Origin of the sequence: Streptomyces sp. NPDC014006 (assembly GCF_043088925.1) — a bacterium.
GTDB lineage: Bacteria > Actinomycetota > Actinomycetes > Streptomycetales > Streptomycetaceae > Streptomyces.
In genome coordinates, this window is the sequence record NZ_JBICAJ010000020.1 from 33543 (window position 1) to 45380 (window position 11838).

6 protein-coding genes and 6 pseudogenes are annotated in these 11838 nt (G+C 68.0%); 6 read left to right on the top strand and 6 right to left on the bottom strand.

The genetic code is table 11. From position 1 onward, the window contains the following. Positions 1–143: 143 nt before the first annotated feature. A pseudogene (locus ACF1GV_RS39100) lies at positions 144–375 on the bottom strand (transposase); the annotation flags it as partial. Positions 376–574: 199 nt separating this feature from the next. Here ACF1GV_RS39100 and ACF1GV_RS39105 point away from each other — a divergent pair. Both ACF1GV_RS39105 and ACF1GV_RS39110 read left to right on the top strand, forming a co-directional pair. Further along, positions 575–778: pseudogene (locus ACF1GV_RS39105) on the top strand (polymorphic toxin type 27 domain-containing protein); the annotation flags it as partial. Between the two features lie 34 nt (positions 779–812). Continuing rightward, positions 813–1220 carry a hypothetical protein gene (locus ACF1GV_RS39110; RefSeq protein ID WP_391691255.1) on the top strand — a complete coding sequence of 136 codons (408 nt, stop codon included), beginning with the start codon at positions 813–815 and terminating at the stop codon, positions 1218–1220. Between the two features lie 895 nt (positions 1221–2115). Here the strand turns inward: ACF1GV_RS39110 and ACF1GV_RS39115 are convergent. Both ACF1GV_RS39115 and ACF1GV_RS39120 read right to left on the bottom strand, forming a co-directional pair. Beyond that, on the bottom strand, positions 2116–2238 hold the full coding sequence (locus tag ACF1GV_RS39115; protein ID WP_391691258.1) for a hypothetical protein: 123 nt from the start codon (positions 2236–2238) through the stop codon (positions 2116–2118). Between the two features lie 451 nt (positions 2239–2689). Then, positions 2690–3466 (bottom strand): heavy metal-responsive transcriptional regulator, encoded by a 777-nt coding sequence (locus ACF1GV_RS39120; protein WP_391691261.1) that lies wholly within the window; start codon positions 3464–3466, stop codon positions 2690–2692. Positions 3467–3615: 149 nt separating this feature from the next. Between ACF1GV_RS39120 and ACF1GV_RS39125 the strand changes: the two are divergent. Next, positions 3616–3941: pseudogene (locus ACF1GV_RS39125) on the top strand (VOC family protein); the annotation flags it as partial. Between the two features lie 34 nt (positions 3942–3975). Here the strand turns inward: ACF1GV_RS39125 and ACF1GV_RS39130 are convergent. Then, the gene (locus tag ACF1GV_RS39130; RefSeq protein ID WP_391691264.1) at positions 3976–4911 is read right to left on the bottom strand and encodes a DUF5996 family protein; all 936 of its coding nucleotides are present in this window, start codon (positions 4909–4911) and stop codon (positions 3976–3978) included. A gap of 221 nt (positions 4912–5132) precedes the next feature. Here ACF1GV_RS39130 and ACF1GV_RS39135 point away from each other — a divergent pair. From ACF1GV_RS39135 to ACF1GV_RS39145, 3 genes and pseudogenes are all read left to right on the top strand, one after another. Then, a pseudogene (locus ACF1GV_RS39135) lies at positions 5133–5426 on the top strand (transposase); the annotation flags it as partial. Positions 5427–5858: 432 nt separating this feature from the next. Next, positions 5859–6236, top strand: coding sequence for a tyrosine-protein kinase family protein (locus tag ACF1GV_RS39140; protein WP_391691267.1), 378 nt, complete (start codon positions 5859–5861; stop codon positions 6234–6236). A gap of 461 nt (positions 6237–6697) precedes the next feature. Further along, positions 6698–9454 carry a response regulator gene (locus ACF1GV_RS39145; RefSeq protein ID WP_391691270.1) on the top strand — a complete coding sequence of 919 codons (2757 nt, stop codon included), beginning with the start codon at positions 6698–6700 and terminating at the stop codon, positions 9452–9454. A gap of 158 nt (positions 9455–9612) precedes the next feature. On the opposite strand, the pseudogene istA reads toward ACF1GV_RS39145, so the two are convergent. Further along, a pseudogene (gene istA, locus ACF1GV_RS39150) lies at positions 9613–10576 on the bottom strand (IS21 family transposase). A gap of 880 nt (positions 10577–11456) precedes the next feature. Then, positions 11457–11838, bottom strand: a pseudogene (locus tag ACF1GV_RS39155) (hypothetical protein); the annotation flags it as partial.

The window sequence follows — 11838 nt, forward strand, 5'->3', positions numbered from 1 at the left end:
GGCAGTACAACTCCGCCGGGAGCGGTCGCCTCTGCGGACGACGGTGCCTCCACGACCACAGCCTGAACCCTCTGCGGACGCGGGCGGGTGTCAGTCTGTTCGGCTCGGTCGGCTTCCCCCGGGACCTGCAGAGGTCGATGGTCAGTGCCCCCGGTTGCGGGGTCGCCGAAGACGAACTCGCCGCCGTGCTTGGGCGGCCGGCCACCCTTGGGGTTGGTCTGGTGGAACTCCTTGCGGGAGGGTGTCGGCCGCCACATCACCCGGTCCGAATGGAGCCGGCCGAGAATCTGGACGGGCAGGTCACCCAGCAGGCGTGTGCGATACCCCGTGCCTCGTTTCCGGCGTCCACACCACGAGGAGCGACTGGTCGCCGTCGGCAAGTGGCGGCCGGGCTCACCGCTGAAGTGCGAAAACGCGCGTCAAGTTCGAGCCCCGTCCGACACTGGTCGTTGAATGACAAGCTCAGGCCTGACCTGCCGTCACTAACACCCGTTCACTGACACCAGACCGGCACACCCACTGAGGCCCACGGATCACTTGTGGCATGTGATGTTGATCGCAGCTCGTCGAGCGGGGCAGGCCGTTGGTCGGCGGCGACTGGCAGACGGTGGCGACACCGGGAAGCAGCAACGGCACCGCATGGGAAGTGGCGACATTGCGTCTCAAAGTGATTCTCGGAACCCGGGACTTCGACGGCGTCGACTGGTACTTCACCAAGCCAGGTGAGAAAGTGCCCAGCCTCGTGAAAGACATGCCGAAGCCCGACTGGGCCCAGTGACACCGAGAACCCAAGGACAGGAAGAGCACAGACAATGCCGGAGTTCGTACGAGAGAGACGTCTGTTCCGGGTGGTCAGCTTCGCGGCGTCGCACCGGGTGCTGCTGTTGCGCAGCGAGCCCACTGCAGTCGATGGAACGGACACCCGTGTCGAGGTGTACTTCGGCCACGTCGAGCTGATGCTGCTCAAGCCCATCTATGAGCGGGGCATTCACGTCCGCCGGGCGTCGGAGGCGGAGTTCGCTGTGCTGAAGGAGCGTCACCGCCTTCCTGCGGAGGATGCGGCCTTCACCTGGATGCTCGAACCGGACGGGGACAGCTTCGTCGTCTCCGGCGATCCCGCGTGGCGTGAAGCAGCCCGCGAGTTCGAGGACCCGTCCTTGTTCGACTTCACCCAGCCCTGGCCACCGGACTTCCCCGCGCAGTACGGCAGCATCGACTGATACGCACAACATGCTGAGGCGCCCCCTGCCACAGGAGGCGCCTCAGCACCAGGGTGTCTCTTTGGCTTCGCTCGGTGAGACGGATGCGCCTGAGGTTGCGACACAACCGGCGCGGCGCGGCCAGGACGACTGGTGGACAGCCAACTTCGCCGCGGCCGAACAGTTCCGCGCCCGGGGAGAGGCACCTGCACGTACCCTGCAAGCACGTCGAGACCACCGACGGCACCGGGCACAAACCCGGGGCATGATCGGACAACACCCGACGCCGAGCCGACCGGCTCGCCCCGGAACGCCGCGCCGAGATGGACGCCCTCGGCATGCGCTGGTGACACCGGCGCGCAAAAGACCACACGGAACCAGCACAGCCCGCGTGCCGGATGCGGGGACCGGCGGGCGGGGCGATGGAGCCCACAAGCATCTCCCGCATGCCGATCACGCCTCCAGTTCGCGATCAGCTGGCTCAACTCACGCATGCCCGCATCGTCGCACCCGCACCGTGCGTCCTTCGGGCAGGTCGCTTGGACGAGGGACATGATCCGATGGAGATCCGGCCGGCGCCGCTGTTCACTGACCTTGCTCATCAATCAGTCGAGTCCTCAACAGTCGCACCCCCCGCCAGTACGCGGCATGGGCCCGGGTGGCGATGGTGACGGGGTCGTCATGGCCCAGTACCCGCGCGCGGTCAGCGAGGAGCTCGGCGAAGGCGGCCGCTGCTCCGGCCGCATCCCCCCGCCTCAACCTGGCACCAGGCGAGATTGTGCCGGGTGGTGAGGGTGGAGGGGTGGTCATCACCCAGTGGGCGTAGCCGGGCGCCGCGTGCGGCCGCCCAACCGGATGAGAAGACCGCAGGCCTGCACCGGATGGCCTGTGCAGGCCTGGGGCGGTGACGTTGGAGTTACTCAGCGACGCCCCGCTCTATCCGCTTGCTCGCCTGGTCGAAGAACCGGTTCGGCAACGGGATGTCGTTGGCGGTGATCCTGACGTAGTCGGCATTCAGCTCCCGCGCCCTGGCAGACAAGTCCGCAGGACGGTCTCACCCATTTCGTCTGCTCATGGTCAGGGCGCGGCAGGCTCGCTTCGTGCTGGTGGCCAGTCGGGGATGAGGCGCGGGACGTTTCTCACGAGCCACCGCCCTCGGCCCGGCGTGCGGCGATCGCTCAGCCAGCCGCTTGGCTGCCGTCCCTCTCCGGCGGTGGGCCCAAGGTAGGCATGCCGAGGTCGGTCGGCGCTGGTGCCGTGCGGCAGGCAGGTGTCCGGCGTCGGTGAAGTACGCCGAGGACTCCGAGCCCGGCTGCCACGGCCAGGACTGCGAGGGCGGGTATCCAGAGCGCGCCGATCGCGGAGGTTGACGCCGATTCCGCCGAGGACGGCGAGGAGCGGCCCCGCGCAGCACACCGCGCAGGCGGCGATCGCGGCCGCGCCGGCGCCGAGCGTGCCCCAGGGCCGGGACGGACGGGCAGAGGAGGCAGTCATGCGGGTGCTCCGAAGAGGTCGTCCAGCATGCCGGCGGCGGACTCGGGGGCCCGCACGTCCAGCTGGAGAACGGTCGGGGTCAGGTGCAGGGTGAAGTCGAAGAACGCGCAGCAGCCCTGCTCCGCCGCAGCCAGCTTCGCGAGGTCACCGGCCAGCTCAGCGTCTGCGGGGAAGGACAGTCGAAGGCCGTCGGTGATCTCCTCGTGGCTCGTGGCCTTGGCGACCAGCTGCTGCCACTGTGCGGTGCGCTCGCCCAGCTCGGCGCCGCCCAGGGTGCAGGCCACCGGGACCTCCCGCCACGGCTCGGTGCCCATGGAGAAGCGTGTCGGCGACAGCTCGATGGGCACAGCCTCGGCCGCCGGCGCCAGGCTGGTCGTGGTGCAGCCGCAGTCCGGCCCGCACGCCCCCGTCGGAGCCGGGCCGGACAGGTCGGCATGGACGCGAGCCAGGTGGGCGGAGAACGCACGCAGCTCGGCGATCCGGCCGTCGGTCTCCGCGATCCGCCCCGAGATCAGCGGCAGCATCCGTGCCCGGACGGAAGCGCACACCCCTTCCTCGCGGACGTCCAGGAGCTCGCGGATCTCGTCGAGGGCAAGGCCCAGGAGCTTGGCCGAGGAGATGAAGGCCAGGTGCTCCACCGCGTCCTCGCCGTACACCCGGTACCCGGACGGCGTGCGGTCAGCGGGCAGCAGACCGGAGTCCTCGTAGAAGCGCAGCGTCGTGGCCGGAACGCCGGAGCGCTGGGCCAGCTGCGAGATGCGGTAGCTCGTCACACAAGCGACCGTAAACCTTCGACTCGACTCGAAGGTCAAGTCGGAGCAGCCGAAGAGCCTCCGCTCGCGAAAGGACCTGCTCAGCACACCTGGCGTGCCCCTCTGCCAGGACAACTAGCGTGCTCAAGCGCCAACATCGCGCTCAGTCTCAAGAACCCTGCATCATCAAGGTCGCCAACAGCTGGATCATCACGAACCCCGGCGGCGGGCCCACGGATGACAAACCCGACGTCGTACTGCGCCGGCAGGAGGACCCCCACACCGCCTCCAGCTTCCTGAATGTACGGGTGGCGGATATCCACGGCTTCTACGCGCCAGCCTGCGCCAAGGGAGCCGAGTTCCTCACCCCCCGCCCATCGACCGGCGCGCCGAGCTGCGCTGTTACATGCGCGACCCGGATGGCTACCTCATCGAGGTCGGCCAGTCCACGGGCCGGCTCAAGCGCATCCTGGCGCGCACCGATACCGAAGCCTGACCACTGCACCGCGCTGCACTGCTGACCGAATTCGTCAGATGCGACGGACCGGGTCCGTGATTCCGCCGGCGCACGCAAGCGCCGCGATGTCCCATCCGGCGCGTCCGGCCCCGGCCTGGTAGGCGCTTTCGTAGAAGGCGAGCACGGCGGCACGTGGATCGGCCTCGGCGCGGGCCGCGTCGTAGCGCAGTACGGCCAGGTGGCTGTCGCCGCGCGCGACCCACTGCGCGGACGCCGGGCTGAGCGGTGCTTCGGCCAGGCCGGCGGGCTCGGGGGCGGTGTACGAGTAGAACGCGGGCTCGGCAAAGGTGTCGTCGCCGAACCAGAAGCCGAAGCTGATCACTTCCGAGGAGTACGCCTCCCGGGTGACGGGGTCGGCCTGCCTGGGCTGGTCGACCCGGCGCCCGGAGAACCGGCTGTGGGCGATGTCGAAGGTGTGCCAGAAGTGGTGCACCGGGCTGGCCTTTCCCGAGAAGCCCGCCGTGAACTCCTCCAGCACGGACGCCACCTGGCTCAGCACCCGCCAGTAGCGGTTTGCGGCCACCGGGTCGTAGGTCGCGTGCTCGGTGTCCTCGGCGAACGGCCGGTCGGCGTCGGATAGGTCGAAGGGCCTGGGAATAGCGATGTTCGCCCGGACGCCCAGCGCGGCCAGAGCGGCCAGGGTCTGGTCGTAGAAGGACGCGACGGACTGGCCCGGAAGCGGAAAGGACCGCTCTTCGCCGTCCAGCGTCATGACGGCGAGCCGGTGGTCGACGAAGTCGAAGTCGACCGTGAAGATCGGATTCCCGTCGACCTGACCCATCGGACGGGTGGTGATGCCGCGCCCCGTGACATGGAACGGGACGTTCCACCAGTGGTTGCGCCGGGAGCTCGCGGCCAAGCGGATCTTGCCGACAATCTGCGCGAAGCGGTGCAGCGTCTCCTTCGTGTCCCGCCACTCCGGCAGCGGTGCCGGCGGGAACAGCTCCATCGCCTGCCCCTTCCCGCCCGGCGCTCCCGCGGCGGCCGGGCCGTCTCATCATGACCCCGCAGGGGGACATCCCGCACGCCGCCGAGGGAGCGGTTCAGCCCAGCCGCCGCACGGGCCGCCACCCAGGTTCCGCCGTCGTCCGGCCAGCGGCGGGAAGCTGGCGGGCGCATACGGCGAGTTGCCCCCAACTTCAAGCCCCAGGTCAAAGGGCTGGTGGGATCATCTCCGACGCCAACCTGCACGACAGTCAGGCCCTGATCCCACTGATGCGTGGTCTCCCGCCGATCCGGTCCCGTTTTGGCCCCCGGCGTCGCCGCCCTGCCAAGCTGCACGCGGACAAGGGCTACGACTTCGACCACCTGCGCGGATGGTTGCGCCGTCGGAAGATCGTGCCACGCATCGCCCGCCGCGGCGGGGAAAGCTCCGGCCGCCTGGGCCGACACCGCTGGGTCATCGAGCGGACGATGCCCTGGCTGAACGGCTGCCGCCGCCTGCACCGCCGCTACAGCGCAAAGCCGAACACTTCCTCGGGTACGTCGGCATAACTCCCAGCTCCAGATCGCGGACTGGGCAGCAGGAGCGGTACGGCAATGGGCCGCCCACCTGGCAGTTGGCGGTGACCGGTTCTCGGAGGAACTGGCGGACGTGGTGAAGCCCTGGGTGGTCGGCGCTGTATGGCCGACAGGGACCGTCGTTCTGCGCGCGTCCGGGCCGGGAGGGCGGTGCCCGCGCTGTGTTCCGGGGCCAGCGTGACAGCCGAGCGAGCGGGTGTGCGAGCGAGCGCTGCCACGCGCACAAGCGCAGCGTGTACGGCACTCCCCCTGGGACCTGAGCGACTGCAGGACACCACGCGGGGCGGACCGCGGGGCGGATGCCAGTGCCGTGCGTTGCACGAGGAGCCTGCTGCTCTGCGCGCCCCGTTTGCGGCCCGTGCAGCCGGAGGACGTGTGGAAGAAGAGCTGCTCGCCTCGGCACGTATGGGCGAGGTACTCGGGGAACTCGCGGCCACCTACGAGGTGGTGATCGCGGATACCGCACCGTTGCTGCCGGTGGCCGACACCCTCGGACTTGCTCTCCTGGTCCAGGGGACGCTGCTGGTCGTCCGCGCGTCCAAGACCAACCGTGAACAGGTGCACACCGCCGTTGAGGCGTTGGAACGCGTGCGCAGCCGCGTCCTCGGCACCGTCTTCAACATGGCTGTCCCATCAAAGAGCGACGGCTACGGTAGCTACGCGGCATATGGCGAGTTGCTCGCGCCCCGTGTGTCCGTCCTGCAGGAAGAGGTGGGTGGGTCTTCCCTGAAAGATCTGGCAAAGAAGAAATGAACCGGCGGCGGGCTCGCGGTGGACAGGTGACGACCTCCGCGACGTCGCGTGGCACCCCACCTGCTCCCGCCCGTGCACACGGTGATGCGCCGGGCAGAAGGCCCGAGCCCCGTGCCCGGCACCTCCTATTGCGATCTTCAGTGGCTCATTCTTCACTGGAGAGGTCCGTTGACATTGGAGAGGATCGTTTAGCTCCGCCAGCGCTCCACGGCCCGGGTGTGGGAGCGCCCAACGGCCAGGTGGGTGCCCGTCACCCAAACCAGCTGCGCTGCGTGCCCGGATGATGTGTCCACCTTCCTCCGGTGCCCTGATGCCACTCTTGGTCACCGGTGTCTGGCCCCGGGTTCGACGCCCACGGCGGGACTCTACGATCATTTGCCGTCCGCCGACGTCCGGGTGAGCCGTCGCGGCGTCTGTCGTCCCGCCCACTGTGGTCGGGCATCACACGTGGAGGCGGACCTATGGGGCCCACAAACCCGCCCGGACAGTATGCGGCCGATGACGAGGAACGCTTTCGGCTGCTGGCAAAGAATTCCCCGGACATGGTCTTCCGGCGGACGATCGACGGCGTATACCAGGAAGTCTCCGCAGCGGGTGCCGTCCTGCTGGGCAGGCCCGCCGCGGAGGTGGTGGGGAGGTCGGCGCAGTCCTGGGTTCACCCGGGCGATGTCGAGGACTTCGAATGGGCGGAGCGGGACCTCTTCCGTGATGGCCGCGTGGTGGTATGCCTGCGCCTGCGGCACGCCGACGGCCACTGGATATGGACGGAGACAACGTCCTGGGTGGTGCGGGACGCAGCGGGCAAACCGCTGGAGGTACGTGGGTTCGTGCGGGAGGCGGAGGGTCAGCGGCGACGGGAGGAAGCCCTGCGGTTGCTCCAGGATCAGGCGCGTTCCGTCATCGAGACGGCCCGGGACGCCTTCGTCTCGATAGACGAGGACGGCTTGGTCATCGACTGGAACCAGAGCGCCGAAAGGCTGTTCGGGTTCTCGCATCGGGAGGCGATGGGCCGGCCACTGAAGGACACGATCATTCCTGAGCGGTTTCGCGCCGCGCACGTCGCCGGACTGCAGCGGATCCTGGCCGGCGGGGAGTCCCATATTCTGGGCAGCCGGATAGAACTGCAGGCCCTGCACCACGACGGTCACGAGATACCGGTCGAAATGGAGGTGTGGCGGCTGAAGTCAGCGAAGGCGCGCTGCTTCAACGCCTTCATCCGCGACATGACCGAGCACAAGCGGACCGAAGCCGCCTTGGCCGAAGCCCGCGACCAGGCGATCGCCGCGTCCCAGGCCAAGTCTCAGTTCGTCGCCACCATGAGTCACGAGATCCGCACCCCCATGAACGGGGTCATCGGACTGAGCAATCTGCTCCTGGGCACGCAACTCGACGCGGATCAGCGCCGCTATGCCGAGGGCATCCAGACGGCCGGCTCGGCCTTGCTCTCACTGATCAACGACATCCTTGACCTGTCCAAGCTGGAAGCGGGCAAGCTCGAGCTGGATGAGGTCGCTTTCAACCCGCAGGCCCTGGTCGAGGAGGTCATTTCGCTGGTGGCGCAGACCCCTCAGGCTCAAGGGCTGGAACTGCTCAGTGACTACAGTCCGGATCTGCCCGTGATGGTGCTCGGAGACGCTGGACGACTGCGGCAGGTACTGCTCAACCTGACTTCCAACGCGGTGAAGTTCACGGAGTCCGGAGAGGTCGTTCTGCGCCTCCGCCCGGATCCCGGCCCGCCCGCCGCGGTGAGCGCGCCGTGGCTGCGCTTCGAGGTCGCCGATACCGGGATCGGAATCGCCAAGGCCGACCAGGAACGGATGTTCGACGCCTTCACTCAGGCTGACGCCTCCACCACCCGCCGGTATGGAGGAACCGGCCTGGGGCTGGCCATCTGCCGTAGGCTCGCCGACGCCATGGGCGGGTCCATTGGGGTCAACAGCCGGCTCGGTCGGGGCAGCGTGTTCTGGCTCACCCTGCCGGCGCGCACGCCCGAAACTCCCCGGCAAGAGCCCGAAACTCCCCTGCCTGTCGTGCTTCGCGGGCTGAGAGTCCTGGTCGTCGACGACAACGACACCAACCGGATGATCCTCAATACCCAGTTGCGCAGGTGGGACATGCAACCCACCACGGTCGGCGGCGGTCCCCAGGCGCTGGTGGCTCTGCATGAGGCGGCAGCCGCGGGCAGCCCCTTCGACCTGGCTCTGGTTGACATGCAGATGCCGGACATGGACGGGCTCGAGCTCGCCCGCCGGATCACCACCGATCGGACCATCGGCAGGGTACGGTTGCTGATGCTCAGCTCCGGCATACCGCTCTCCGCGGCAGAACTGACAGCTGCCGGCATCGCCCGAAGCCTCCCCAAGCCCGTCTCTCAGTCACAGCTCAGAGACGCCCTGATCGAGCTCATCATGCAAAGGCCGTCGGCGGCTCCTCCAGCATCGGCACCGGTCCCTTCCAGTCGCCCGCCGACACACCGCGCTCATCTGCTGTTGGTGGAGGACAACGAGATCAACCAGATGGTCGCGCAAGGCCTCCTCACCAGCCTCGGCTACAGCGTCGACATCGCGGCCGATGGCATCGAGGCCCTCCGGATGACCCAGGAGCGCAGTTACCCTGTGGTTCTGATGGACTGCCAGATGCCTCGGATGGACGGATACGGCGCCACTCGAGAGCTGCGCCGCCGGGAACGTGGCACCGGTGGCCATGTGCCGGTGATCGCGATGACCGCAAGTGCCCTGGCCGAGGACCGGGAACGATGCCTGGACGCCGGCATGGACGACTACATCTCCAAACCCATCACCGCCGATGAGCTGGAACAAGCTCTCTCCCGCTGGACGCCACCAGCAGACGATGACCCCAGTGCCTCCATTTCGGCTCGGCTGACCGAACTGCGCGGGACCGGCAGCCAGGACGAGCTGAGGCTGGTGGAGCAGTTGGTGGACCACTTCCTCACGCGGGCCCCCGAGATGACGAGCGCCCTCTTCCACGCACTGGACCGCCACGACGCCCATGAGATCGCAGAGCTGGCCCACAGCCTGAAGGGCGCTGCCGGCAACATAGGAGCCCACAGCCTCGCCGCCAGCTGCCAGGAACTCGAACAGCACGCCGGTGCCGGGACGCCTGCACGGCTGACCGAGGCAACCCCTCGTCTCCAGGCCGAACTGGACCGCACCTGCCGGGCCCTTGAGCACCTCCGCTCCCAACTCCCAAGTACCTGACCGGTGTGAAGCCCATTCGCTGACCGACCCTCAGGGGAAGCGGGAAAGGAGCCGCCGGAGGCGGTACGGATCAGTGTCTGCCGGCCGCGTCGCAACCGCTTGGGCAGTTGGGCCAGGGCCAGCTTGGTTGCCTCGATGTGGTCGGCGGCGGTGTTGGATCAGCCGGGGTTCGGAAGGGCGTGGAGCCGGTCTAGGGCGTCGGTGATCACGTCGGTCCAGGGCCAGTGCCTGGCGAGGCGGAGGATGCGGCGGCGGCCGGTGGTGATGAGCTGGGCGGCGGCGGAGACAGCTTCCCACCGGTCGGCCTGACGGGCCGAGAGGGTGCGGTGGACACGCCGGTTGGCGACCTTCAGCCATGCCTGCAGCTGGGTGTTGAAGTCGTCCGGTCCGCTGAAGTGCCGTCCGGGCCGGAACGACGTCTCCAGATAGCCGTTCGCCCGTTCCACCAGTCCCTTCGCCTCCGGATCCCTTGGGCGGCACAAGTAGATCCTCGTAGCGAGCAGGCCCGCGAAAGCGGCGAACTCGGATGTCGGGCGGCCGCGGCCGACGCCGGCCTCGTTGTCCCAGACCAGCGTCCTGGGGACGGCGCCCCATTAGGTCAGCAGCCGCCAGTGCCCGTCGATCAGGTCGCCGGTCCTGCGGGAAGGCAGCATCCGGGCGGTTATCACGCGAGAGTAGCCGGACACCATCACCAGGACCGGCGGGCGTCCGCTCTGCCCATAGCCGAGAGGGATGTCCGCGTCGGGGAACCACAAGTCGCACTGGGCCAACTCGCCGGGCCGATAGACCGTGCGCGAGACCGGATCGATGGGGACATAGGCCGGCCGCAGTTCCCGGATCCGGTCCTTGAGGATGGTCATGCCCCTCTCCCAGCCGATCCGCTCGGAGATCACCGTTGCGGGCATCGTCGGGGTCTCCCGCAGCAGTTCCCGGATCTGCACCTCGACAGCGTCGACGGCCGATCCTTTGGCCGGCCGCTGGTACTGCGGCGGCCGATCATTCGCCAGGGCCCCGCTTGACGGTGTTCTTCGAGATGCCCAGATGCCGGGCGATCGCCCGGATCGGCATCTGCTCGGCCCGGTGCAGCCGATGGATCTCTGCCCAGTCCTCCACGAGGATCACCTTCCCTCCTGACCTTGATCACCGAGGCCAGAGTCAGACGAAGATCACCAAGTGGGTCACTTTTGATCCGCCGTCAGAGGGTCAGCGTTCGGCCGTCGTCGAGATCGCCGCCTGGCAACACGCCGCCGCCATCGCCCATGTATACGGCGCAGATCCTGAGGTATCGCGCCGAGTCCGAGAAAGTGTCCGACGCCCGTGGGGACAACCAGCCGCGCCCGCTCTCCCTGGCCTCCGCTCACATCTTCCTGGTAACACCTGTCGGCGAGCAGGTGCTCGCCGACGGGGTGTTGCGGTGCCCCAAGTGGTCGGCCTCCCTCCTGCGCCCAGACCCGCCTCAGCGCGGCCGGTTGGTGGAGATCCGCGACAACCTTCAGATCCGGATCTCGTCTCTTGCTCACATGACGAGCCCCGCACCAAGGGTGCGGGGCATCGTGGTTCTCACTGGTCGTCGCGCTTTTCGAGAGGCGGCTCGAGTGGACGCCCATGCCTCCACTCACGGGTGTCCTTACGCCATAGTCCGCTCGTTCCTGACGTGGCGCCGGAATCCGCTTTCGTCCGCCGTGGGTGATCGATTCCGCGCCGGGCCGACCGGCCTCACGGGAGTTTGCCCCGTTGAGGGCAAACACCCCGCCCAGCATTTCCTGCGCGACATCGCCGTCCTTCTACGTGCAGCCAAGCTGCCATGCCGGCGAACTTACCCGTGAGCGTTGGGGGCACGCCGCGAACGCGCAGGTACGCCAGCCTGTGATGCAAGGGCCAGGCCTGGATTGTTCCGGCCCGGCCCGTTTCGCTGTGGCGGCTGGTGGCGGTGCTGGTCGTCCGAGGATCCAAGCACCGGCCCGGTACGGCGGCCGCCAGGACCGTCTCGGCGGGCGCGCCCTTAATTCCAGCCGACGCGGTCGTTCCAGAACTCGCTCCATACGTGGTTGTCGAACCCGATCACAAACAAGTCGAGGTTCCCAGTAGCACGGGACACCGCCGCCAACTGCTGCGTCGCACGGTCGAACACCGCCCCACCCGGCAACGGGAAGAAATGACCGTTCTGCGGGTCACCCCACCCATCATGGTCATTCCAGTACGTAGTCCACACACGGTTGTCGAACCCGATCACAAACACATCGAGATTCCCAGACGCACGCGAGACCGCCGCCAACTGCTGCGTCGCACGGTCGAACACCGCCCCACCCGGCAACGGGAAGAAATGACCGTTCTGCGGGTCACCCCACCCATCATGGTCATTCCAGTACGTAGTCCACACACGG

What these genes read in the sequence shown, in the direction of transcription:
- ACF1GV_RS39110 (WP_391691255.1), top strand. Translation starts at nt 813, where the DNA reads ATGCCGGAGTTCGTACGAGAGAGACGTCTGTTCCGGGTGGTCAGCTTC.
- ACF1GV_RS39130 (WP_391691264.1), bottom strand. Translation starts at nt 4,911, where the DNA reads ATGGAGCTGTTCCCGCCGGCACCGCTGCCGGAGTGGCGGGACACGAAG.
- ACF1GV_RS39145 (WP_391691270.1), top strand. Translation starts at nt 6,698, where the DNA reads ATGGGGCCCACAAACCCGCCCGGACAGTATGCGGCCGATGACGAGGAA.